The organism is Paenibacillus sp. KS-LC4, from assembly GCF_036894955.1.
GTDB lineage: Bacteria > Bacillota > Bacilli > Paenibacillales > Paenibacillaceae > Pristimantibacillus.
On sequence record NZ_CP145905.1, the window covers coordinates 4,423,424 to 4,447,413 of the forward strand.

General features: G+C 47.0%; 20 protein-coding genes. 4 read left to right on the plus strand and 16 right to left on the minus strand.

The window, feature by feature from the left end; all coding sequences use genetic code 11:
- Window positions 1-74 precede the first annotated feature (74 nt).
- From V5J77_RS18645 to V5J77_RS18705, 13 genes are all read right to left on the minus strand, one after another.
- The gene (locus V5J77_RS18645) at window positions 75-1,895 is read right to left on the minus strand and encodes an AraC family transcriptional regulator (RefSeq protein WP_338552316.1); all 1,821 of its coding nucleotides are present in this window, start codon (window positions 1,893-1,895) and stop codon (window positions 75-77) included.
- A gap of 242 nt (window positions 1,896-2,137) precedes the next feature.
- Window positions 2,138-2,941, minus strand: coding sequence for a helix-turn-helix transcriptional regulator (locus tag V5J77_RS18650; RefSeq protein WP_338552317.1), 804 nt, complete (start codon window positions 2,939-2,941; stop codon window positions 2,138-2,140).
- Between the two features lie 34 nt (window positions 2,942-2,975).
- Window positions 2,976-3,491 carry an adenylyl-sulfate kinase gene (locus V5J77_RS18655; protein ID WP_338552318.1) on the minus strand — a complete coding sequence of 172 codons (516 nt, stop codon included), beginning with the start codon at window positions 3,489-3,491 and terminating at the stop codon, window positions 2,976-2,978.
- On the minus strand, window positions 3,488-4,543 hold the full coding sequence (locus V5J77_RS18660) for a hypothetical protein (protein WP_338552319.1): 1,056 nt from the start codon (window positions 4,541-4,543) through the stop codon (window positions 3,488-3,490). Before V5J77_RS18660 ends, V5J77_RS18655 begins: the two co-directional genes overlap by 4 nt.
- Window positions 4,544-4,564: 21 nt before the next feature.
- Entirely contained in the window at window positions 4,565-5,302 is a 738-nt protein-coding gene (locus V5J77_RS18665) for a phosphocholine cytidylyltransferase family protein (protein WP_338552320.1), read from the minus strand.
- Window positions 5,303-5,319: 17 nt separating this feature from the next.
- Window positions 5,320-6,093: a class I SAM-dependent methyltransferase gene (locus V5J77_RS18670; RefSeq protein WP_338552321.1), complete on the minus strand. Its 774-nt coding sequence runs from the start codon at window positions 6,091-6,093 to the stop codon at window positions 5,320-5,322.
- Entirely contained in the window at window positions 6,086-6,700 is a 615-nt protein-coding gene (locus V5J77_RS18675) for a gamma-glutamyl-gamma-aminobutyrate hydrolase family protein (RefSeq protein ID WP_338552322.1), read from the minus strand. Before V5J77_RS18675 ends, V5J77_RS18670 begins: the two co-directional genes overlap by 8 nt.
- Complete coding sequence (locus V5J77_RS18680) at window positions 6,697-9,033, minus strand: PEP/pyruvate-binding domain-containing protein (RefSeq protein ID WP_338552323.1); 2,337 nt, start codon at window positions 9,031-9,033, stop codon at window positions 6,697-6,699. The genes V5J77_RS18675 and V5J77_RS18680 overlap by 4 nt, the downstream gene beginning before the upstream one ends.
- Before the next feature lie 20 nt (window positions 9,034-9,053).
- Window positions 9,054-11,828: an AMP-binding protein gene (locus V5J77_RS18685; RefSeq protein ID WP_338552324.1), complete on the minus strand. Its 2,775-nt coding sequence runs from the start codon at window positions 11,826-11,828 to the stop codon at window positions 9,054-9,056.
- The gene (locus tag V5J77_RS18690; RefSeq protein WP_338552325.1) at window positions 11,809-12,630 is read right to left on the minus strand and encodes a hypothetical protein; all 822 of its coding nucleotides are present in this window, start codon (window positions 12,628-12,630) and stop codon (window positions 11,809-11,811) included. Before V5J77_RS18690 ends, V5J77_RS18685 begins: the two co-directional genes overlap by 20 nt.
- A gap of 3 nt (window positions 12,631-12,633) precedes the next feature.
- Window positions 12,634-13,803 carry a beta-ketoacyl-[acyl-carrier-protein] synthase family protein gene (locus V5J77_RS18695; protein ID WP_338552326.1) on the minus strand — a complete coding sequence of 390 codons (1,170 nt, stop codon included), beginning with the start codon at window positions 13,801-13,803 and terminating at the stop codon, window positions 12,634-12,636.
- Between the two features lie 15 nt (window positions 13,804-13,818).
- A complete protein-coding gene (locus V5J77_RS18700; protein WP_338552327.1) occupies window positions 13,819-14,094 on the minus strand; it encodes a hypothetical protein in 276 nt (91 codons plus the stop codon).
- On the minus strand, window positions 14,091-14,900 hold the full coding sequence (locus V5J77_RS18705) for an acyl carrier protein (RefSeq protein ID WP_338552328.1): 810 nt from the start codon (window positions 14,898-14,900) through the stop codon (window positions 14,091-14,093). Before V5J77_RS18705 ends, V5J77_RS18700 begins: the two co-directional genes overlap by 4 nt.
- A gap of 145 nt (window positions 14,901-15,045) precedes the next feature.
- On the opposite strand from V5J77_RS18705, the gene V5J77_RS18710 reads away from it, so the two are divergent.
- Entirely contained in the window at window positions 15,046-16,323 is a 1,278-nt protein-coding gene (locus tag V5J77_RS18710) for an MFS transporter (RefSeq protein ID WP_338552330.1), read from the plus strand.
- Between the two features lie 262 nt (window positions 16,324-16,585).
- Here the strand turns inward: V5J77_RS18710 and V5J77_RS18715 are convergent, their stop codons facing one another.
- From V5J77_RS18715 to V5J77_RS18725, 3 genes are all read right to left on the minus strand, one after another.
- On the minus strand, window positions 16,586-17,446 hold the full coding sequence (locus V5J77_RS18715) for a 5'-3' exonuclease H3TH domain-containing protein (protein WP_338552331.1): 861 nt from the start codon (window positions 17,444-17,446) through the stop codon (window positions 16,586-16,588).
- A gap of 150 nt (window positions 17,447-17,596) precedes the next feature.
- Window positions 17,597-18,832 carry an aminotransferase class I/II-fold pyridoxal phosphate-dependent enzyme gene (locus V5J77_RS18720; protein WP_338552332.1) on the minus strand — a complete coding sequence of 412 codons (1,236 nt, stop codon included), beginning with the start codon at window positions 18,830-18,832 and terminating at the stop codon, window positions 17,597-17,599.
- Between the two features lie 7 nt (window positions 18,833-18,839).
- Window positions 18,840-19,223, minus strand: coding sequence for an arsenate reductase family protein (locus tag V5J77_RS18725; RefSeq protein ID WP_338552333.1), 384 nt, complete (start codon window positions 19,221-19,223; stop codon window positions 18,840-18,842).
- Between the two features lie 662 nt (window positions 19,224-19,885).
- Here V5J77_RS18725 and V5J77_RS18730 point away from each other — a divergent pair.
- The 3 genes from V5J77_RS18730 to V5J77_RS18740 all read left to right on the plus strand — a co-directional run bounded on the left by V5J77_RS18730 (window position 19,886) and on the right by V5J77_RS18740 (window position 23,748).
- A complete protein-coding gene (locus V5J77_RS18730; protein ID WP_338552334.1) occupies window positions 19,886-21,493 on the plus strand; it encodes a helix-turn-helix domain-containing protein in 1,608 nt (535 codons plus the stop codon).
- 142 nt (window positions 21,494-21,635) lie between these two features.
- Window positions 21,636-22,712 carry an ABC transporter substrate-binding protein gene (locus V5J77_RS18735; protein ID WP_338552335.1) on the plus strand — a complete coding sequence of 359 codons (1,077 nt, stop codon included), beginning with the start codon at window positions 21,636-21,638 and terminating at the stop codon, window positions 22,710-22,712.
- 13 nt (window positions 22,713-22,725) lie between these two features.
- Complete coding sequence (locus V5J77_RS18740) at window positions 22,726-23,748, plus strand: NAD(P)/FAD-dependent oxidoreductase (RefSeq protein WP_338552336.1); 1,023 nt, start codon at window positions 22,726-22,728, stop codon at window positions 23,746-23,748.
- The last annotated feature ends 242 nt before the right edge of the window (window positions 23,749-23,990 follow it).

Genomic DNA, 23,990 nt, shown 5'->3' on the forward strand with positions numbered 1-23,990 from the left:
CAGAACTAGGCAACAATTGAACCATTTGTTCAGCTTTGTCTATTCCTTTTTAAATAAACAGCTCGCTTTCCTCGTCATTTCGAATGAACGCGGTGTATGCTCCGATATTCTCCAGGAGGAATTTCTTGAATTTTTTTGAATGCTCTATAGAATGAAATGACGTTCTGATAACCAATTTGCTCTGCAATGGATTGAATCGGTTCATCTGTCTCCGATAATAATCGTTTTGCATATTCAAGCCTGACTCTCAGAACGTAATCAATGAATTTCTCCCCTAGTTCTTCCTTAAAAAGCTGGCTTAATGAACTGGGCTGAAGTTTAAGATAGGCGCTAACACCCGAAAGAGAGAGAAGCGGGTCGGCGAAATTCATATCAATATAGCTTTTGGCTTGGAAGGCGATAACATGATGTCTTCTAGTCTGACGATCTTGCTCCGCACTAGCTTCAAATGCCAGCATCGTACTCATTAGCTCTTTCTCAAGCTCATCCAACGTTTCTGACTGAGCCCAGAGCTCTGTAAACTTATAACGAAATTCATTCCTCCATAGCTGTTGAATTCCCGGATTCAATACGTTGATTTCTTTCTCCATTTGCATAACAAAGCTTTTCACGAACGCAAGCATCTCATGTTTATCAAATCTCATCTCTCTCAGCTGCTTGAACAGTTGTGTCAGTTTTTTATTACAATCGCTCTCATTTTTGCGGAACGAGTGTACAATATTTTCTATAGCTTGCAAATAGGCGTACTTGTCCAGACTGATTTTTCCTGAGCTTACCCGATTATCTATCAACGTATTCGTACCAAAAACAGGCTTTAAAGAAACATTCTCCTTCGCATTGCGATACGATTCCGCGATTGTCTCGATGCTGTCTGAATCCGCTCCAATCCCTATCGTTACCGTCAACTCCAGATTGTGCAAAATCCAGGATTGAAATTCACTCGCAAGCTCTATAGCTGGTTTCGCAGCTAATAATTCTGATTTGCATTGATGAACAACAAACGCGATACGATTAGGCTCCATCCATGCATGCCAAACAAAAATTTTACATTGCTGTCCTAAATCGTGAAATGCGTTTTCTATTATAAATTTGAGTAATTGCTGATCTCTTGCATTATACTTTTCCGTGAAGCGTGAATAGTAATCTATTTCAACGATGATGACACTGAGGCGATCGAATTGATACGGCATATTAAGAGCGGTCATTTGGGTCTCGAACTGCTTATCTGTCAAAACCTGCTGTGCTGACAGCAAATCATAAAATAGACGTTGCTGGCGAAGCAGGCTATATTCCTTAAACAAGCTTTCATAATCTAGGGACTTCTTAAGATGCTGATCCAATGACGTTTCAATGAACGTAGATTCATTATTCGCTTTTGTAATGCCTGCCTCCTCACTTTGTCTAATAGAGTCTTGCCCTAGCTTATTAAGGATGGATTGTACCGATTGATAGCGAATATGTTTTATAAGAGTAAATCCAACAAAAATCATTAACATACTAAAGACGACTATCAACATCCATCTTCCTGAAAAAAAAGATAGATTTGTGTCATTATCGTCAACCTCCCTACTCGAATAGAGCTTCCAATCTGTCTGCTTGGAATTAACAATACTCGCAGAGTCAGCTAACTCCTTCTTCGACATGGCCAGATTTAAATTTATATTCCCTATTAATTCCAGCGAATTTGAATGGTTAAAATTGGATGATTGAAGGGAGTGTGCGCCTGCATCGGATAGGCTTCGCTGTTCAGCCTCATAGGCTTGATTAACACCAATATTTTCATTCTCAGAATTTTGATGCGACATACCGAAAAAGATGAATATAAAGGGAATAACTGCTATAAATAATATAAAAATAAATAATGATGTCGATTGATAATAATTATTCATCCTCATTACAGCATACACCTCCATTATTCGGGCAGTCTAGCCTGATCTCTTTACCAATTATACATAATATGAAAAAAAAAGATAAGATGGGCATCTATAGTTTACGCTTAGTAAACTATAGATGATTTTCGGTTATTAGATGCAGCCTATTAGCGTTCCTATCATGAGTTTTTTCGTTTGCCTGAATCGGATAACGAAGCTGATTCCAACAAAAAAACGCCCCATAAAAATGGGACGTAAGACAAAACTCAATAAGGTTCTATCCAGCTTGTATTCATCACGGCAGCTACGCGATCCCGATTTGGCGAAACGCCGTAATATCTTTTGTAAATAGAGCCAAATTGGGAACTGGATACATAGCCTATGGAGTGAGCAATTTCTTTCATTTTCATATTCGTGCTTCGCACAAACACACTAGCCTTTCTCATGCGAATCTGCTGTAAATGCTGCATCGGGGATACTTGATACACTTTCGTATATACGCTGCTCAAATAAACGGGATGACAGCCTACTAATTTCGAAAGGTCGTGAAGCGTAAGCGGCTTCTCATAATGAAGCAGCATATAGCGATATACAAAGCTTATTCGTTTGTCGATCTGTTCAGAAGACCTTCGGGCTGATTCCATTGCGCATCCTTTTTCCGAATTTGACTGGAGGAATAATTGAAGATACCGCTCTAATAGATGGATGTCCTGTTCAGTCTGAACCGGATTTTTCAATAGCTGCTGTGCTAATTCCCGATCAGCGGGTTTAATGATTGAAATGGAACACTCCGCTTTCTCGTCTGAGGCATCATCTTCTATATTGTAGACAATCCCTTTATAGCTAATCACAGGATCATGCTGCGGCGCGATGCACAGTGGCCCGGTAGCAAGCACAATCTCCTCTCTCTCCAAAGGAATGGATCGCTTCTCCTGCATAAGCTCCATCGAATTAAGCGCTAGCAGCAGCATGATTTGATCCCCTTGGATTAGCTGCAATGGCCGTTGCGTCTTCCTGTTCATCATAATCGACTGTTGAGATATTAAGGAATAGAATCGAAACTTCAACATAACCTCATTCCCCCGTCTCTCCGCCAAATCCCGATTATTCAGGCAGCTTCAAGATTTGTGAAACAGTTGCTTCTAAAGAAGCAGTTGCCTCATTTTCAATAATTAGATCGGGCTGCGATGGCTCCTCAAAATCCATATCCATCCCAACAACCTCCTGTACCTGCCCGTTCAAAGCCCCAGTATACAACTCCTTCTGATTACGAGTAATTAAGGTCGCTTTGGATACGCGCAGGTAGATTTCATAGTAATTCGAAATATTCGCCCTGTTCCAAGCACGGCAGGAATGGAACATAGAGATCGTCGCGCACACTACATCCAATCCTTGCAAAGCCAGCATTCTGCACAATCTTGCATTACGCATGGCGCTTGTATGTCGGTCGGCTGTAGAGTAGCCAAGATCATGACCAAAAGCCTCTCTTAGCATATCGCCGTCAAGAAAAACAACCGCATCGCTTTGTTCCTTCAAACGAGTATATACTTGCTTACCTATTGTGGTTTTTCCTGACCCTGCCAGTCCTGTAATCCAATAAACGCGGCCCGATTTGTTCAATTTGTTTCCTCCACGGCTCTATTTAAGTATTCCAGCAGCTGCATGAGAAGCTCCCTTTCTTTCATGCAAGCATCCAAGTAAGGTCGTATGGACAAAGCATAAGCTTGTGCATCCTGCCGACCTGACTTGACATAGTATTGAACGACTTTCGTTCGGATTAACGTCCAGTTGTCATGCAGATCAGTAAAACCCTTTTGCAATTCCTCATAGTCATTTGAACCAATCACACCTTGATTTTGCAATAAGTCAACAAGCATCAGATTACGTTTCTGATAAAATAACGAGAAAGACAGTCGGTGACTCATATTGGAGTGCATAGCATTGGAAGAGAGTGCAATCTCAGCAAACTGGTCTCGGAAGTACGCCAATACATCTAGCCCTCTCATTGTTGTCTTTTCCTCCGACACTACAGATTCGCCGTAGAGTTGCTTAACTATATTTGACTGGATAATTTTGTAGGACGACTGCAGCTCTGGTCGTTCCTTAATGACGCGCAACCCCAATCCAAACAACTGATCTGCCGGAATTGAGTCGTAGGAAAGCTGGAAATCCTGATAGCTTAATTCATGGCTAACGATCTTTCCTGGCGGAACACAGTCCTCCACCATATAGAAGGTGGATAACTCGTCGCTATACCCATAGATCAAAACGGGATGAATTAATTCCGCTTTACGGCATTCGGGGCAGAAGGGAAAATGATAACGATTCAATCGCAGAATACAATACATCCCCTCCTGCAAGTAACGTTTGACGAGCTCAATAGCATCTGTATCTTTGTGGAGTGGCAAATCAACCTGCTGCATATATTCATCGTATAACGCGTTTGGCAAATTCCTTGTAATATAAGGAAATAATGTACCATTCTCTTGTTTATACTTATAAACGGCGTCGGTTATTACTTCACGCCTAGGAATCTCTATTTCATATTGTGATGTAATGAGAGGAACCAAGTGTTCGAATGCCGAATTCGTTGTCATTAAAATAGCAACAACATTATTCCAGTAGCAATCAATTCGATTCGTATTATAGGGTACAAAATCCAGTTTAAACACCGTCATTCCCTCCCTCTAGGGTTATAGCCTGTCTCCATACTTGCTCTCATAGAGCAGCAGGTCTGATTCGTGATCAACTTCTAACCATAGTCCGTGATAAGGAATTGCCTTAATGGCAACCCCCTGTTCGATCAATCCAGCTAGCAGAGTTGTCAAATCCATGCGCTCCACTAGGCTTTGATCCTGTATGGCGAGAAATTGCCGAATTTTCTGCCACCCCTTTGGCGAAATCCGAAGCAGCCCCATAAATTGCCCTTCAACCTCCTGAAGAGTGGCTGGCCTGCCGCCGATTTCAATAACCCTTCTGTCGCTTCCCAGTCTGAACGTTTCGGCATCGCTTAACGGATTATGGAATCGGGCTTCCCACAAGGGAAGCCAGTCGATATTATAAGGAATGACAATATCATCATCTTCATCTGCGTGCAGCATAAGCTCTATAGCATCAGGTGAATAGACGATATCGGTATAGCTAACAATGCAAGGCTCGCGCTCTAGCCATTCGGAAGCACAGCACAAACTGGCAAGCATATTCGTTTGTTCCCATTCCCTATTTTCGAAGTATGTTGCTCCTGCCACTTGTATCCTATCCGCCAAATATCCACGGACGATCGCAATATCGCGAATGGAAGCCTCGCGAAGCGCTTCAAGCTGTCGATCAATTAATCGTTTGCCTAGCAGCATAGTGCGGCATTTCGGCTCATGCAGGGTATGGGAGCCTAATCTGCTCCCGCGTCCTGCTGCCAATAGAATAGCTTTCATCTCATGCAACCCGCTTCCTATATGGCTTGGACTGTCCAAGCTCTCGTCTTGTAAGGCACCTCAATTTCATCAATCTGGCCTAAGCATAAGCTGATCTCGTCCATAATCTTCTCGAACAGAATTTGCCCCGCTTGTACTTGAATATCATTTACCGAACGCCAAGCGTTCAAATAACGTTCTTTTGTCATAATAACGGTATGAGGAGCCTCCATGAATATTAAGCGTTCGAAATGCCCCGTCGATAACAGCGCCTCCTCGACGCCGCTCATGTGGCTCTGCGAGCCTGATGAAACTCGCTTTAAATCAGGGACATAATGTTTTATTATGCTTTCAATCTGCTGATGCAGCTCATTTCGCTCAATATCCCGCGGATTCCATAAAGCAGTAAAATGCCCCCCTTCTTTCAAAATACGATGAAACTCGCTTAACGCTTGCTTTTGATCTGTCCAATGAAAAGAAGAGGCCATAAATACCCAGTTTACTGAATCATTCGCCAAGCCCGTTGCCTCCGCAAAACCTTTTTGCCAAACAAACTGATTATTGCACGTGTCCAGACGAATACCTTCTTCCCGCATTGCATCGTTAGGCTCGACAGCTACCCCCCTCATTCCGAGCTTAGCGAGTATTTCGGTAAGCTTTCCTGTTCCCGCACCTACATCTGCTGCTACAAAACCCTCGCTAGCTGCTCCCGTATGCGACATCAGCGCACGAAGAACATCTTCTGAATAACCCGGTCTGTTGACGTATTGTTTGGCCAGCAAAGTAAAATCCCCGTGCATCATTTTATTCATTCTCATTCTCTCCTCCGAATAATTGTTTTATCATGCTCATATCGCTTGCTTCAAACGGCATTTCCCGTTCTGGATGCCACATCATTCCTTTGATGCTGGCCTCCTTGTGCATAATTGCCTCAATAATTCCGTCAGCAGCCCTTGCGGTTACAATGAGCTCCTCCACAGACCTTCGTGCTCCATACTGGTGATAGCTATTTTTGACCAAGCTGCCTTCACATGTGTACACAGCATGATGCAATGCAACGTGGCCTTCGATTTTCTCCAGCTCAATGCCCCAGAAATCCTGAAGCATTTGCATGCCTCTGCATACGCCTAGCAAGGGTGCTCCGCTGTCACATGCATATTGAATGAGAAACCGCTCTACCTCATCCCTCTCCGGTGAACTCCCGCCATACGTCAGCAGATCATTGCCTCCCGTCAAAATCATGCCTCGAATCGGCAGCTTGCGCAGCATCTCCTGAACCGTTGGCAAATGGTTCGGCAGCAAAATCGGCATATAGCCGCAGGAGGCTATAAGGCTGATCCAGCTTTGGTCAATAGCGTCTCTTCGCTCACCGCGGCTTGCTAGCTCATCGACACGCATAGTCATGCCAATCATAATCATTGAATGATCCTCATGTTTTTCCCTGCGCAATCAATGGCAAGCACCTTGGCATTGCCGTAGTGGTTATACATGCTTTCACCTATTCCAATTACGGCGGGAATCGAAAGCTCGCCGGCACGAATAGCCATATGTGAATTGACACCTCCGTACATCGTTACCAGGCCAGCGATTCCTTTGGAGAAAATCCAGTCATAACCGGGATCGGCACTCGGAAGGAATAAAATGCTGCCCCGCAAGCTTTCATGATTTTCATGCGAGAATACAATTTTACTGGTGACCTGATGCATCGTAATATAATTCGGCTCAAGCTCCGGTTGACTAAAAAACCACACATTAGATGGCTCGGTGATCAATGGCGGCAGCTCCAGCTGCAAGGTCGCCTCATATCTTTGCTTGCCAGCCTTAACGCTACCCTGCAGCAAGTCTTGTATATCGCAATCCGATTCATAAGCCCGTTTGATTACCTCAATATTGGCAAAGGAAGCCTCCTCCTTCGAAATACCGCATTCCTCCGCCAATTGGCCAAATAGCCGAATGGCCTCGCTTAAGCTTTTTGTGAATACAAACTTGGAGTATTCCCTTCCCTCAATCGCCGTCTTAAAAAAGTCAAATAGTCCCAACACATTTCCATCTAAGAGACCGTGCTCTAACAGCAAAGCTTGAATCCGTTTATATTGAGCAAGCGAGAGAGTGAAGGAAGGCTTCTCTATGACACGATCACGGTCAAGCTCACTCGACGAGGAAAATTCAAAATACTGCTCTGGAGCTTCATCATAACGAAGTGAACAGATCTCGTAGGTTCCTGGTCGTAAATGACCATATTTAGCTAGAAAATCGTCCATAGCTAGCTGAGCGTAATCTATACTGATTTGAGTGCTGACTGTCTCTAGACTGCTCATATAACGATGGTAGTCGCTTTCCGATAATATCCCGATGGAGACGAGGGATCGAAGCATTTGTACAGCTACGAAGCCCCCTCTTGCCAGCCCGGCAAATGGCAGCGTACCATAGCGCTTGCAATCCTCTAGCAGCCAATAAATTTTCGACACCTTGTCGATTGAACTGGCGAGAAGCTCCGAACGCCTTGCTTCCAGCTCGTTGATTTTACTCAGATCATTTTGCAACAAGCCATTTTCAGTACATACGATATGATTCGTGAGATCCTTCAAGCAAAGACTAAGCTGCTTCAATTCCGGCTTAGTGAATCCGTGCTCATAAAGAATCTCCAGCCTCGTGTCCAGATCGAACGTAAAACAAGAAAATATGATCTCAAACTCGACCTTGTCATGATTTTGCGGGTTATCAATTAAGCTTTGCATATAATAATTCAAGAGCTTCTCGCTTAATTCGGCATCTAGCTGCTTTGGCAAAAAGGAGTTGAAGCTGACTCTTACATCAATATATGGAAACCCACCAAAATCAATAAGTAAAGGAAAGCTCCTGACATTCTTATAGCCATATTGACTCCGCTGATAGGCCCAAATGCTGTCAGTCACTAATTCTTTGTACAGCGATAGCGCGAGCGGCCGGGGCCGAATACCGATTATTTCGGCTGGATTCCAGTCTGGCATGACACCATAGACCGTTTTGTGTCCATAAAGGTAGGGCTGCCTCGCTTGACCTTGTTCTACCTTGTCATAGATCCGTTTTAGTATCGCAAATTGTTGATCAAGGCTTGCTAAATCGGAGGTTAATAACAAAGGCCGAGCCTGAAAGAGATACAGCCTGCCTGCCTTGTCCACTGCAAACTCAATATCGAGCTTGGGTGTCCCGAATATTTGCTCTAGTTCATCCATCAAATCTATAATTTGACCCAGTGTCCCCCCCGCTGGCAGCGGCGACCCTCTAAAATAATGATAGGTTTTGAGATGATTGGTCGTACCCGAGGTGACAGCATCGGTCGCACCGCTCACGTCATCATAGTTGATGACGATATAATTGCCGCCATTATTAGGATTTACTCCAAAAGCAACCCCGCTGATTGCGACATCTGGAAGCATCGGTTGTATGAATACATGATGAACCGAAGCTTCATCTTGATAGGATGCCAGCACCCTGTTTACTGCCTGTATGACTTCGCTCTCTCCATTTACGTTAAGAACCGAATCATAGCATCCTGCATAGGAAGCGTCAGTCCCATCCTCCCAGGCCGCACTGCTTCGGACAATTAGCGGCGCCCCCGACCATGAAAGCTGCTTCAGACCTTCTAAAACCTCCGATTGCCGATAACGCCACTCATATGCAGTAAATTGAAGCTGGGGTAGAACGATTGCACACTTGACTAGTCTCTCAAGCCTCTCCAACGTTTCTGATTTTGTACCAAATAGGATCAATCCACTCTCACCCAGCTCCCTTAGCGCACGGCATTTTCCGCTTGACGCTCAGACAATAATTGGACTTGATATTCCAATCTGTCGGTGTCGCCAAGCTCATGCTCTTCTGCGAGTAATTTCATGCATAGACGATGCACCATCGTACGAATAATGGAAGGGTTCTCTAAAAACTCCCCATATTGCTTCTCGAACTTAAACGGGAATGCCATGAGCTCCCTCAGATTTTCGTAGTTGTAATAGTCGTGTCCGGAATATCCCCATGCCTGGTATTTAATCCGAAGCATGCTCTCAAGCCTAAACTTATCGAAAGAAGACAATAGCTCATCATAGGATTTCGAGATGGTACGAGTATTAAAGCCGGAAACAACCTCAGATGATAAGGAGTTCCACCATTTCATGCCGCCAAACGTGCTGTGAAGCAAGCTTTCGTTCCATTCAATGCCCAAATGCTTGCATATCAGCTCCAGAGTAGCCTCAGGCATTACATGCAAATCCTCTAGCTTTACCAAATACGTCCGATCCGTCCAGCGTGCTGCTACAGGGATGCCATGGAACAGCCCTTGCAGCTGGAAGCATAGGTTGTAGACACTCGCTTTGCCCGCATGCAACTGGTAGTTCAACGCGGAAGCAAATGCTATAACGGGATTGCGAATCATATGGAATAATTTAGCGAAGGGAAAAAGCTCAATAAGCTGCTCCGTCTCCGCGACACTCGTGCCGAAGTGAATGCCTCCTTCAATAATGACCGGAAGCTCCGAGGTGAAGTCATAAGCTCTTCCGAGCGCATAGGATGCTGCAAGCTGTACGGCTTGGTAGAAAAAGGTTTTATCCATTAGATCAGCCGTCTCGGTGATTTCCAAAAACTCCGTCTTAAATCGCATTCGGTCAATCGTGAAAATCTGATCTCTGCCTTCTCCTAAGGCGCACATCCCGTTCTGCTTCGGCTCTTCAAAAATGCAGCCCTCGTTGAATTCGTCAGGGAACGTCCGGAATATCGCCTCAACGATTTCCTCCTTGTCCATACTCCCTTCACACGGTTTGATCGTGGATTGCCACAGCTTAAAAATTTCCGTACCGTTCAGCATCGTTAAAATAATATTCGGATGACCATCCAGTAGACTTTTTATCAAATGCGTGCCGCTTCTCCCATAGCAATAAATACTTACTACTTTATTTAATGAGGCCGCATAGTCTCTCTTCGTGAATGCAGCGCGCTCCATGAGAATGTGAATACGCGCAAGATCCTCCTCAATCCTCAGCCTATAATCACTAGAGTCTGTAGAACGTTTCGCTCTCCTATAGAGATCGCTCGCTTCCAGCAGCCGGCCTTGTTTTTCGTATAGAGCTCCAAGCTCCAGCAGCAGGGATACCTTCTGCGGCTCCTGATACAGTTGCTTTTGAAGCCGCTCCTCCTCACGCCTCAGCAAGTGGGGATTGATTCGAATCAACTTGCCCGTCGAAGTTCTTGGAAGCTTGCTTGTCCAAAAAAACCTTCTCGGCACTTTATAATCGGCCATCTGCTCTCGGCACCATTCCAGCAGGCTGGATTCCTGTAATGACTCCTGCAGCTCGACATGAGCTTCAACAATCTCATTGTCCTCTGACAAACAGACCAGCGCATCTCGGATTTTGGGGTGATGCTTCAGCTTAAGCTCGATCTCCTGGAGGTTCACTTTAAGTCCGCCGATAATCTTAATACTGTCAGTTCGCCCAGCTAAATATAAAAGCTGCTCCTCGGTTATGGAGCCCGTATCCGCTGTATTGAACCATCCCCCGCTCCATCTTTCGTTCACGATGCGAGGCAAATAGGGAGATTCCGGCAATGCCGCCAGCACTTCATTGTTTTCGATCCGCAAGCTTACTCCCGGCAGCAGGCGACCGACACTCTCTGGATTTTTGCCATCCCAGTCCATGGTCAGCACGCCAGTCTCGCTCGTCCCGTATTGCTGGCCGATTCTGACTCCAAATCTATCGTGAAAAGCTTGATACACCTCTAAAGAGAGCGCCTCCCCTGCGGAAATAGCATGCTTAAGCTCAGGGAGCGGCTCGATTCCAGGCACCTGTCCTAACAATTTATAGTGGAATGGCACGCCATACATCACCGAAATTTTTTCCTCCCGAAGTGTCTGAAGGATGGATTGGCTTTGATGACTTCGCGGAAAATATAAGCAGGCCCCTGTGTATAACGTCAGCAGCAGTCCATTAAGCAAACCAAATGTATGCGTAAGCGGAGACAAGGCCAGCACACGATCATCGCGTGACAGCAAAGGTTCCGCTGTCAATTTAAGCAGATCGCCAAGAATCGCTTCTGCTGTTCTACCGATTGCTTTCGGCTTGCCCGTAGAGCCTGATGTGAACAATTGAAGCACGTTTTCGGGCTCGCAGTCCTTGCTATGCTGGAGCTTCACGATTTCGAAGGAAACTTCTTCAGTAAAGCTTGCCAGCGGATGACTCCGATCGGCTGAGCAAATATAATAGTGTGGACCATACTCCTGAAGCAGCGCCTCGGTTTCTGTTCGTTTCAAACGGCTGTCAAGCAGCATCGCCTGAGCCCCTTGCTTCCATATAGCAAATAATAAATAAACAAAGGTCAGGGAGCTTTTGACTTGCAGCGCAATGAGATCCCCTTCCTTAACGCCTGCCTCCGACAGCCGCAGCCGTCCACTTTCGATTTCCTCGAAAAGCTGTCCATACGTTACGGAGGAAGAAAATTTCATGGCCAATCGAGAGGGCCCTGCTGTGTTTGAAATCAGCGCCTGATAAAATGCTTGCTTATTAACTGAGCTTAATAGCATGGCAGCCTCCTCCGAATTCATAATCGTAGATAATAACCGGGGCGGCTACTTCCCTTTTTTTCAATTGATCGACGGCTATAACCAAATCCACTATCCCTTGATTGCCGGCAAACGGTCGTACAGGCCGCTCGGTACCCAAAGGCTCGGTCAAGCTCTCAACTGCTTCAATATAGATATGAAGCTCCTCGTCAGTATCTGAAAAAAGATTGCCCTCGACGCGCTCTAGTAAGAGTGAGATGGCATGATCGCATGATCGCAAAGCCGGCTCTGAAGGAGCAAGCTCCGCAAGCAGTTCGTCTGAGCGGCTGCTTTGCAGCTCCACACCAATAACAAGTACCTGCTCAACATCTGGATGATTCATATAGATATCAGCTAGATCGAGTAAGGAGACAAGTCCATTCCCGAAGTGGCTAATCGCTGATATCATACCGGTAAAGCCAAATGGCTTGGAAGCGTAGCCAAGAATGGAATTAGGAACAGATTGATAGAACAATAAAGGATTATGGACTTTGCCTTGCAGCAAATTCTGACTTGCCCGATCTGCAGTGGTCGTATCGCCGAATGCGCTGCCGAGCACAATCGCCAGCTTCTGATGTGAGCGAATCAACCCCGAATCCACATGTTTTTTCAAAATCTGATACACCATGGGATTAAAGGCGGATTCAATAAATCCGGGGACGGGTTCTATGTCAATCGACCGGCTTGGTTCTTCCGCCGCTTTTAGCATATCCGAGTAAGCGGTAAGACCTTCGATGGAATGCCCCCATGGACCTAAGCATTCAGTCGCTGTCACCTTCAGCATAAATTATCCCCTCTCCACCCATTTTTGTAGAACAATAGCTGTATTGTTACCTCCGAAGGACGCATTTAAGTTAATAACTTTGTTCAATTGCTTCTTTCTTGGAGAATTCGGTACATAGTCCAAGTCACAATGGGGATCCTGCTGTTCATAACCCACTGTGGGCGGAATCGTATCGTGCTTCATCGCCAAGATGGAAAGTGCCGTCTCAAGTGCTCCAGTGCCCTCCAAAATATGTCCCGTCATCGTCTTCGTTGATGAGATCGGTGTATCATAAGCCTTTGTGCCAAATGCTTGCTTGATCGCCGCCGTTTCTGCACGATCATTAAGAGGAGTCCCCGTTCCATGAGCATGGATATAATCTATTTCTTCCTTATGAATAGAGGCTGCGGCCAATGCCCTCTCAATGGCAAGCGCCATACCGTTTCCATCTGGATGAGGCTGGCACACATGGAAGGCGTCACAGGATAACCCCCAGCCAAGTATTTCGGCCAAAATCGTAGCTCCGCGCTTCTCGGCATGCTCCAGGCTTTCGAGCAGGAGCATTGCCCCGCCATCTCCGAGCAGCATGCCTGAACGATTGGCCGAAAATGCCCTTACGCGGCCGTCCGAAGCAAACGTGCGGCCTGAATTAAACTTCGCAAACATTTCCTCCGTTACTAGAGAATATCCGCCGCAAAGTGCTGTTTCCGATTGTCCCCTGCTGATCATCTCGTAAGCAACGCCTATTGCATTGCTGGATGCAATACAAGCATTGTTTAAGCTTATTTTTCTAACGTTGCCCTTAACTCGGTACTGGTCAGCTAATACCTTCAAATGGTAGGATGGCAAATATTCCGATATCGGTATAGCCGAATGCTGACCGGAGGACTTCAACCTCCAGTACTGTTGAAGCGCATTGTAATCGCCTTGCAGGCCAAGTACGATGGACGATTCCGATAAATCATTTATGCCGGAGGAAGCAACGGCCTCCTCGGCCAAGCGTACCCCCAGTTCGAGCAAGCTTCCCTTGAAATCGGATTCGGCTGCGAAAGCAGATCGGAAAGGCGTGCTTTCGAAGCGTGTAACCGGCCTAAAAAGATGCTCTCCCGCCAGTACGCTCCTCTTAACAGCTTCTTCTCCAAATCCGTTTGGAACCATTACACCGATTCCCGTTACCACTACCCGATTGCTCATCGCGCACCCCTTTTCTCACATCATGTTTGTATGCCTCTCCATCCTTACTCCCTTCTCCTGAATGAGCTGGTAAATGGAGGTGATAGAGTCGAAGCGCTCGTAATCCTCGTCTTCAAGCTGCAAATAAATCTGATTGCGATGCTCAAGCATATCGAGAAACCATATGAGGCATAAAGAATCCATCATAATGGATGAATCATCGTTCATCTCATCTGGCCTTGAGACGAACAACTGATTCTCTAGCAGTAGACTTTTAATTGCCTCCTTGCTAATCAGCGGGCTCTCACTCATACGGCATTAACTCGCTCATGTAAAGTGCCAATCAGTTGTCCGACTGTGTACCCGCCAATTTGAATGAGCTCGCTATCGGCTATAGTCAAGCCGAACTGCGCCTCTATCCTGGCAGCAAGCTCTATAATTTGAATAGAGTCCAGCTCAAGCCCGTTGTCACCAAGCGGCATTGTCTCGTCAACCTCGCCTTGATTCATCTGTATATTCATCTGCCTTGTAATCATATTCATCACTTCATCGAACATTTGTTGTCTGTTCATCCTATCGTGCTCCCCTTCCTCATCCATAAATGACTGGTTCCATTCGCTATTCAATCGAATCATATCCGGATTAAAATATTCAATGAGATGCACACCGCTTTCCTGAAATGGAGGAAAGGTCATCTTATATTCCTTGAATGGAACCCGGCGATGCTCCTGAAATCGAAGGCGATATGGTTGATCAAATAAATCCACGGCCTCGGCTGTAAGCCGCCAGCCATACTGAATCATGCTTCGAATATCACGAGTATGGCTTACTCTGAGCACATGACCAATGCCCTCCTTCTTACTCATAATCTGCTCCAGCAGCGTAGAGGGAACGTAGGCCGGATCAATTAAAACGATGTTCTGCGATACATATCGTTTATCCCTCTCCGTAATCAGGAACGACTCACGCAATAGCTTGCCTCCGGATACATGAGATTGACTAGCAACAATAGGCCGCAGCCGATCCATCGTTATAACCTCAAGCAAATCCGTAGTCCGGCTGTTTGAGGTCACAAGCATTTGCAGGATAATCCACTTCAATTGATTTTGATCTTCCAAATTGTATTCACCTCCTTTCGTTACGCGTTAATAGCTGAAATCACATAATGTATCCACATTTTAAGGTTCTGTTGTAGGTGTGAGCGGTTCGTGGTATTTTTAATGCAAAGACGGAAAGATCAAAGATTAGTAGGAGCGATCAAACATGGTGCAAAGAGTAAAACGATTTTTATCTGCGTCCGATTTTTTCGGCAACAGGTTTATTCGCGTCATTCTGATATCCAGTCTGTTTCTGCAAATAGGCGTCTGGATGCGAAACTTTGCGATTCTATTGTTTGTTATGGAAATGACAAATAACGATACCGTTGCCGTGTCACTGCTCTATGTGGCCGAATATGCACCGATTCTCATCTTCTCTGTCATCGGCGGTACGTTTGCGGATCGTTGGAAACCAAAAAAAACGATGATTTACTGTGATTTACTCAGTGCCCTATCGCTGCTGACCATCTTAGCAGCCTTAATCGCAGGCTCATGGAAAGCCATATTTTTCACGACGCTGCTATCCGCGATACTATCGCAATTTTCGCAGCCCTCCGGAATGAAATTATTTAAGCAGCATGTGCCGGAGGAGCATATTCAGACGGGGATGGCGATGTACCAAACGTTGATAAGCGTCTTTGTGGTCATCGGCCCGGTATTTGGAACTTTCGTTTATAGCGCATACGGCATTAAAGTCTCCCTTACATTAGTAGCCATCGCCTTTGTTTTGTCGGCCGTCACTTTAACCCTGCTGCCACCAGACAAGATGGGCAAAACTAGGAACAAAAGGGATTCCTTCTGGTTTGAATTGCGCGGCGGCTTTACATATGTCCTACAAAATCCGGCACTTCGTTTGCTTGGCATCGCTTTCGGCCTTGGGGGAGTGGCTGTCGGTATCATTCAGCCGCTCGGTATTTTCATCGTCGTTGATCAACTGCAATTAGATAAAGAATATTATCAGTGGTTTGCCAGCACCAATGTTGTAGCAACCGTTGCTGGAGGCTTGCTCGTTGTAGGAATCTCAAAGCTGGTGCCCTCTCAGAAAATTTTAGCCATCGGCAATCTCTTTAGCGCCTTCTCCGTGATCGGTATGGGATTTTCAACCCTTCTCTTCTTATCTCTGGCGATGCAGTTCATTCGAGGCTTTGTCCTCCCCTTCATACAAGTGGGAATTAACTCCATTGTGATGAAAACGACGGATGAAGCTTATGTAGGAAGAGTTAATGGAGCTTTTGGCCCGATCTTCATGGGCTCCATGGTACTCATGACCATGGTTTCCGGATGGCTTAGTACGTTCCTGCCATTATCCTTCATGTACCTATGCTCAGGCATTGCGTTTATTGTCTCTACAGTTGTCATCTCTCTGATGTTTCGTTTGAAGCTTCAGATCAACCCGATTGCCGATATGGCTAGCAATAATCAACAAAAAACCCAATCCATGTAACGACTATACCGTTTCGATCCATTCTAATGATATTATCTAAATTTTACGGATTAACATTTATTAGAAAGTAAGGATTCACCTTTTTTCAGCCTTTACCTTTTTTTAATAACAGCGCTGATTCCCTTTCATATTGGAGTGTTTGCAGTGTAGTATTGCGCAGAATGCTCCCACCGTCATAGTTAAGTCATTTGTTCTTGGAGAAACTTAAAAATATAAAAAAGATGACCTCTGAATTCAACGGAATTCAAAGGTCATCTCTATTTTAACCAATCATCTTTAATAATGAGGTTAAGCGATATTTGTCAAACACCTGTGTTGCGGTTTCCAATTGAATATTGAATAAGCATTCATCTAATACACAGGCAATCGGCACCTCAATATTTATTCGTGCAAGCGTTCTAGATAGATGAAGCATATCCATATCCGACTCAATTTTTGCCTTTATTCCTGCGGGTACCTTGTCCAAATTGTTAAGAATACCCTCAATAGATTCATATTCGGCTAGCAGCTTTAGAGCCGTTTTTTCTCCAATTCCTTTTACACCTGGATAATTGTCGCTTGTATCGCCCGTTAAACCCTTCATTTCAACTACCTGAAACGGATGTATTCCTTTATCCAATTTCAAGAAGTCTAAGTCATAGATAGCATAATTAGATCTGCCCTTCTTCATAATGACTACGTGAATTCGGTCGGATACTAGCTGAAGCATATCATGGTCCCCAGTCAAAATATACACCTGACCAAGCGCGCTAACTTTAGTTGAAATCGTGCCAATGCAGTCGTCCGCTTCATAGCCCTCTAACCCAACATTAGGAATATGAAGGGCAGCAACAATCTCTTTTACCAAGCTGAACTGTGGAATGAGATCCTCTGGAGCCTCAGGTCTGTTCCCCTTATAATTTGGATAAAGATCTGTTCTAAAGGTTTTGCTCCCCATATCCCAGCAGCAAATAACATGAGTCGGCTCAAAGGCAGTTACCGCATCAAAGAGATATTGAAAAAAACCATATATGGCGTTTGTCGGCGTTCCGTCATCGAGTCGTCTTGCGCTGTAGGATTGGGCGTAAAATGCCCGGAATAGCAACGCCATTCCATCAACAATCAAAATTTTATTTTCATTCATAAATGTAATCTTCTCCATTTGTAAAATTCATGCTTTCATATCGGGAGCATGGTATGCCTGAGGTCAATAAGCTTGCTGCGCTAACGTCCGCTCACCACCGTTTGGAACGTTCATTGACGAAGCGAAGCGTCGCCCCCACTCCGCTCTCACTTAAGTTGCAGAGTGCTGCTGCACCCGCGCCTCACCGCGAATAAAACGGCCAATCCGCTCTGCTGCCTCAAGCAGCCGCTCCTCTTCCATCACAAGCGCAAGGCGCACATAACCCTCGCCTTCACTACCGAAGGCTTCGCCCGGAATAATCGCTACTCCCGTCTGCTCCAGCAGCTCGCGGGCTATGAGCCGCGATGTCCACGGCCCGTCAGGATGCGCCCAAGCCATATCTGGCAGCGCCGCCCAAAGGAACATCGTTGCCCTCGGCTTCTCCACCTGCCACCCGTTTGCTTGCAGCGCCTGCACAAACACGTCGCGGCGCTGCTCGTACAGCCTTCCCGCCTTAGGCGGCGCACTTGGCGACATCGCTTCCTTCAGGGCAGCGACACCAGCCTCCTGAACGACGGAAAAGATGCCGTAATCAATATTGTCCTTCAGCTCGCGCAGCGCGCCAACCGCTTCCCGGTTGCCCGTTACAAAACCGATGCGGCAGCCCGCCATATTATAGCTTTTTGATAAGGAGTGAATTTCGATTGCGCGCTCCATTCCCCCATCAGCAGCTAGAATGCTCGGCGGCACAAAGCCGTCAAACGCCATTTCAGAATAAGCAGCATCGTTGATGACAAGCACATCATGCTTGCGCGCTTTCTCCAGCACCAGCTCAAACAACGCCATGTCTGCAACTGTCGAAACCGGATTGCCCGGATAATTTAGCAAAATAAACGTTGCACGGCGCCACTGCTCCTCTGTAATCGCCTCTACATCGGGCAGAAAGCCGTTTTCCGCTGTCAGCGGATAAAAAATCGGCTTTACTCCAGCGATTGCCAGCGACCCTGCATAAATCGGATACCCCGGATTTGGCAGCAGCACCTCGTCGCCGGGATTGCAGATTGCCATAGCCAAATGCGCCAGCCCATCCTGCGAGCCCATTAGCGAAAGCAGCTCCGCCTCCGGATCTACCTGCACCCCGAAGCGAAATGCCATCCACTCCGCCGCCGTTTGGCGAAAGGCATCGCTGCCCCGCGTCCCCATATAGCCATACTGCTTCGGGTTCAGCGCCGCCGCGCTAATCGTTTCCATAACAGCAGCGGATGGCGGCTTGTCCGGGCTGCCAATATCCAAATCAATCACGTTCATACCGGAAGCCCGCGCTTCCTTCTTCCATTGAATAACCTCGGCAAAAATGGAGGAGCCCAGCTCATCCAGCCGATTGGAGCGCCATTTTCCCAACGTCATGCCGCGCTCACCCATTCCATTCCTGTACGTATTGCTCCTCTTTGAAGCCAACCGTCGCCTTCGTTCCATCTGTAGCAATCGGGCGCTTGATCAGCATGCCGCTCGAAGCGAGCAGCGCCAGCTGCTCCTCCTCGCTCATCGAGGAGAGCTTGTCCTTCAGCCCAAGCTCGCGATACACATCTCCAGAGGTATTAAAAAACTTTTTCAATTCGAGTCCGCTAAGCTTAACCAGCTCCCTCAGTTGCTCCGCTGTCGGCGTCTCCTCGACAATATGCTTAAGCTCCAGCTCATGCCCTTTCGCCTGCAGCGATTTTACAGCGCTGCGGCATGTACCACATTTCGGATATTGAAAAACGGTAATCTTTCCTGTCTGCCATAAATTTGCACTCATTATTACTTCTCCTCCGTAGCTTAAATCATTAATAGAATAGGGCGGCTTAGCCGCACCAAGTTTTATTTGTTTATTTACTGCACAGTCAAAAGTTCTCCATCATGAAAAAGCCAGTCGATTTTTATGAAATCGGGTAAACTATCCCTGTGACCCTTTCAGCGCTCCAATCTCCCTTCTGGTGTGAGAACCTTAGGATATCACAAGCTCGCTTGATTAGGTTGTTTTTCTATCTACTATTATTCGATAAGTTTCTTTCACTGTCTAGTATGAAGATATTTCTACATAATTTTCGTTTATTCGGTTGGCGATTGTTATATTTGAAACTATGGATTCCGAGCATAGAACAGTATAGCTGATTCATCTTGTACTACCTCATACTTGAGGAAGTAAATCTGCTCTGTAGCTATGAAAGATAGAATCACTTACATAAACATCCTTACAGGCAAAATATCACCTTCCAGAGAAGCAATAAATCTTTGCTTCCATTGCGATTCTGCCCTTGTGCGAGCTTGAAAGCCGCCGGATTCCGCACCAAAGCTGTCTTTTTTCACCGGACAGCCAAATCTGGTATACTTGCAAACAGATAGTCAGTTGGATCGAAGCAGCCGCGCATACGACTGGCTTCGGTCAATCGAAGCTTATTTAATGAGGAGGCCACATCATTGCATCGCAACAAATCACGCATCGTCTGGGAATGGAATCTGATCCCCTTTCAAACACTTCAACAAGCACTCGGCTCCGGCACGCAGCTTGATGACAACACCCTGTTCGTTATCACCGCCGGACGCGCTGACTGGCAGGTCAACGGACGGGACTGTCATCTGGAACGCGGCAGTCTGCTTGCTGTGGAAGCCTACTGCCAGATGGAGCCGTTTACTCTGGATGTCCCAATATTCAAGGGGTACAAGCTGACATTTGCTTTGCTTGACCTATCTGCGTTGCAACAGCCTGACAACAAAAACCTACGTATGCAGTGGAAGGCCCCCTCCGAGTGCGGCTTCAGCTTAGCGGTATTGGACGAAACCGAATTAAGTCAAGTGGAGGAGCAGTTGAACGAACTGCATGATTGGCAGCCTGAGCGCGATATTTTCCTGCAAGCTGCATGCAGCAGGCTGTTGGCTCAATTATACAATGAACAACACGTCCAAGATAAGCAACCAACGATTGAACGCGCCATGTTGCACATCAAGCAACATTTCCGCTCCAGCCTAACTCGCGAACAATTGGCTCGCCAAGCCAGCATGAGTCCCTCGCATTTCTCGCGCAAATTCAAGGAACAGACTGGCCAATCCCCTATGGATTTCCTGCTGCGCTACCGGATGAATCGGGCACAGGAGTACTTATTGCAGGGCATGCGTGTGCAAGAAGCCTCGCGGTTAAGCGGGTTCGATGACGTATTCTACTTCAGCAAGCGGTTCAAGGCTTCCGTAGGCATCACCCCTGCCCGTTTCCCCAAACACATTGCCGAACGCCGGATTGCAGCCGGCTTGCCGCGTATAGCCGAGGGGCTTCTGGCGCTGGGCATCGTCCCTTGCTGCGTGCTGGCCTATCCGCCGTTAATTGCGGAACACCAGCAGAGCTTGTTTGACCAGCACGGCATTCCGGTTATACCTGTCCCGCAATACGCGCTGCCAGTTGCCGCACTGATGCCCTATCAACCGCAATGGATTATTACCCAGCGCATACCGGAGAGCGACAGAGAGCGCCTGCGCGACATTGCGCCGACATTATGCGCAGATGACATCGATTGTCGGCATTTCATCGCCGATCTGGCGCCGTTGCTTGGCAGGCAGGTCAGGGCTGACACTTGGAAGAACACTTATGATAACTATCTCATGCGAGCGCGCAAGCGATTGATCCCGCATCTTGAAGCCCAGGCAACCGCCCTGATCATTCGGGTCGAAGGTCATGGCTTCCGCTACATGAACAGCAAGTCTCATATTAACCCGGCCAGTCTGCTCTATGATGAGCTAGCGCTCCGTTTGCCGAGCGGGCTGCCTGATCATTCGGGCTGGTGCAGCACGCTGGATATCGCAAGATTGGCCGAAGCCGATCCCGATTACATATTCCTTGAAAATCGCATCTTCGATGGCGGCTCCTCCGCTGCCTATATGCAGCAATTGCAGCAGCACCCGCTCTGGCTTGGATTGAAGGCTGTACGAGGCAATAGGGTGTACCCAATTACCACCCGAATGTGGCTCACCGGCTGCGGCGCATTCGGATATCGGCAGGTCGTAGATCAGATCGTTGAATATTTGAGCGGCCCATGAGCCCTATCAGGAAGCTGCGTTTATTCGCGCACAATCCTCCATCTGATTGCGCACAGACAAACATGGAGCTGAATATCCGCATTTGCTATACTCATCAAATGATAACGATTATCATTATTATAAGAAGAGGAGAATGAACGATATGTTTCGCAAAATGTCCCTATTACTGGGAGCCACGCTTGCGCTAATGCTGGTACTAGCAGGCTGCGCCTCCAATGATTCGGCTAATGGAGGAGGAAATTCTTTAGACAACGCCGCTCAAGCTCAGGAGGAGAAAATAACCGACACCGAGTCGAATGAAGACGGCAAGCAAGAGGAGCAGGAGGCAAATCGTCCTTTAGCTGACAATGAGCAAGCCCTGACCCGGACAGTAACCGACATGTTCGGGGAAGTGGAAATTCCTACAAATCCGCAGCGCATGATTGTCATCGGAACGCGCTACGCCGAATATTTAATTGAATTGGGCATCATTCCTTCTGGCGTTCTCTATGTCTCTGACGCCGAGCCGGACTACCGCTTCGATTATTTTGCCGAACACGGCGTTGAAATGATCGAGTACCCGCAATACGAGCAAAACTACGAACTGCTGACATCGCTCAACAGCGACTTGATTGTGGCTTATGGTGCCGCAGTCGTCGATGGCATCTATGAGCAACTCAGTAAAATTGCACCTACCATCGCTGTCCCTGGTACGGTTTTTATGAAGGATGCCATGCCGGCTCTGGCCGCTATCTTCGAACGTGAAGACGAATTGGAAAGCGCGACCGCTGCTTATCAGGAGAAGGTGGAAACAGCCAAGAAACAACTGGCTCCTCTTGTTAAAGATAAGACGGTGCTCGTCCTGCGGGTCGATCCCAAACAATATCGCTACCTGGGTATGAACAGCCAGGGCGCCAGCGAATTGTTCTATCAGCAGTTGGGCCTGCAAATTCCGGAAGCGCTCAAAGGCGGAGAAGCCTGGTTCAATCCGCTATCGCTGGAAATCTTGCCTGAAGTCAATCCTGATTACATCTTCATTGAAAAAAGGGTTCTTGAAGGCGATGACAGTGATCAGTCATGGAACGATCTAATGGAAAGTGTATTATGGAAAAAATTAGATGCCGTACAGAACAACCGTGTATTCGAAGTAGAGACCAAGGAGCTGGTGCAAGGCGAAGGGCCGATTGGCTACACTTATCTGATCGACTTTATCGTGGAGTCGATCGCATCCGCACAATAAGGAGGAGCCAGGCATGTCTGAAACCATTTACGACTTGACGATCATCGGCGGCGGACCGGCTGGCATGTACGCTGCCTTCTACAGCGGTATTCGGGCGATGAAAACCAAATTGATCGAAGCCAAACCCCAATTAGGCGGATTTATGTGGAGGTATCCGGAGAAAACCGTCTGGGATGTCGGGGCAGTGGGACCGACTCGCTGTGAGTCGCTAATCCATGCGCTGGAACAGCAAGCGCGCACCTTCGATCCAACCATTGTGCTCGGACAGGAAATTCACGATTTAACCAAGCGGGAAGACGGAGTATTAATCTTGCACAGTACATGCGGTACGGAGCATTACACCCGCACCGTCCTGCTTTGCGCTGGCAGAGGCATTACTGAACTGGAGAAGTTGCAGGTTGAAGACGACCAGCGACAGGATTGGAGCAATCTTTACTATACCATTACCGATGGCGCCATCTTCGCCGGCAAGCACATCCTCATATCGGGAGGAGGCAATGCCGCAGTCGATTGGGCCAACGATCTGCATGATTATGGCGCCAAAGTGACGGTAGTGCATCGACGTACGCAATTTGACGCGCTGGAACGCAACCTCGAACGGCTGTACAAACATGCCACGATTCTCACCCCATATGCTTTGCATCACCTGCATGGGCAGGATGGTCGCATCGCGCATGTGAGCCTGGCCAACAGCGTAGATGGCAGCATTCAGCAACTGAAGGTCGATGCAGTGCTAGTCAATCATGGATACAAGCGCAATTATGGTGCACTCAAAAAATGGGGCCTGCAACTGAGCGAATACGGGTTCGTGGTCAATGAGACCATGCAGACGGGCATTCCCGGCGTGTTCGGCGCCGGAGACTGTGTCACCTATGGCAGCAAGGTTCGGCTGATCGCCGGCGCCTTCAATGATGCCGTGCTCGGCGTCAACAGCGCCATGCTCTATCTGGACCCGGATGCAGGGAAAATGGCCGGCGTTTCCTCCCATAATGAACGTTTTCGAGAACGCAACCTGCAGTTGCGACGAATGTCATAAGATTGCCGTATTATCGTTCGGCAGTCGCAACGAATTAATTCGTTGCACAATAAAGAGCCGCAGCAATGGCATTTGCTGCGGTATTTCTCGCGCCTGCAATATCCGACAGAGGAGACTGCCTCGCTTCCGATTTTGCCATTTACTGACGCAAGCGTCCTTTAAATTTCCCTTCTGCTTCGAGCGTCATACAATCCACTATTATGGTAGCGCATTTGTATTGACATCCCCTGCAAATGGAACTC

What these genes read in the sequence shown, in the direction of transcription:
- V5J77_RS18645 (WP_338552316.1), bottom strand. Translation starts at nt 1,895, where the DNA reads ATGAGGATGAATAATTATTATCAATCGACATCATTATTTATTTTTATA.
- V5J77_RS18650 (WP_338552317.1), bottom strand. Translation starts at nt 2,941, where the DNA reads ATGTTGAAGTTTCGATTCTATTCCTTAATATCTCAACAGTCGATTATG.
- V5J77_RS18665 (WP_338552320.1), bottom strand. Translation starts at nt 5,302, where the DNA reads ATGAAAGCTATTCTATTGGCAGCAGGACGCGGGAGCAGATTAGGCTCC.
- V5J77_RS18670 (WP_338552321.1), bottom strand. Translation starts at nt 6,093, where the DNA reads ATGAATAAAATGATGCACGGGGATTTTACTTTGCTGGCCAAACAATAC.
- V5J77_RS18675 (WP_338552322.1), bottom strand. Translation starts at nt 6,700, where the DNA reads ATGATTATGATTGGCATGACTATGCGTGTCGATGAGCTAGCAAGCCGC.
- V5J77_RS18685 (WP_338552324.1), bottom strand. Translation starts at nt 11,828, where the DNA reads ATGCTATTAAGCTCAGTTAATAAGCAAGCATTTTATCAGGCGCTGATT.
- V5J77_RS18690 (WP_338552325.1), bottom strand. Translation starts at nt 12,630, where the DNA reads ATGCTGAAGGTGACAGCGACTGAATGCTTAGGTCCATGGGGGCATTCC.
- V5J77_RS18695 (WP_338552326.1), bottom strand. Translation starts at nt 13,803, where the DNA reads ATGAGCAATCGGGTAGTGGTAACGGGAATCGGTGTAATGGTTCCAAAC.
- V5J77_RS18700 (WP_338552327.1), bottom strand. Translation starts at nt 14,094, where the DNA reads ATGAGTGAGAGCCCGCTGATTAGCAAGGAGGCAATTAAAAGTCTACTG.
- V5J77_RS18710 (WP_338552330.1), top strand. Translation starts at nt 15,046, where the DNA reads ATGGTGCAAAGAGTAAAACGATTTTTATCTGCGTCCGATTTTTTCGGC.
- V5J77_RS18715 (WP_338552331.1), bottom strand. Translation starts at nt 17,446, where the DNA reads ATGAATGAAAATAAAATTTTGATTGTTGATGGAATGGCGTTGCTATTC.
- V5J77_RS18720 (WP_338552332.1), bottom strand. Translation starts at nt 18,832, where the DNA reads ATGACGTTGGGAAAATGGCGCTCCAATCGGCTGGATGAGCTGGGCTCC.
- V5J77_RS18725 (WP_338552333.1), bottom strand. Translation starts at nt 19,223, where the DNA reads ATGAGTGCAAATTTATGGCAGACAGGAAAGATTACCGTTTTTCAATAT.
- V5J77_RS18735 (WP_338552335.1), top strand. Translation starts at nt 21,636, where the DNA reads ATGTTTCGCAAAATGTCCCTATTACTGGGAGCCACGCTTGCGCTAATG.
- V5J77_RS18740 (WP_338552336.1), top strand. Translation starts at nt 22,726, where the DNA reads ATGTCTGAAACCATTTACGACTTGACGATCATCGGCGGCGGACCGGCT.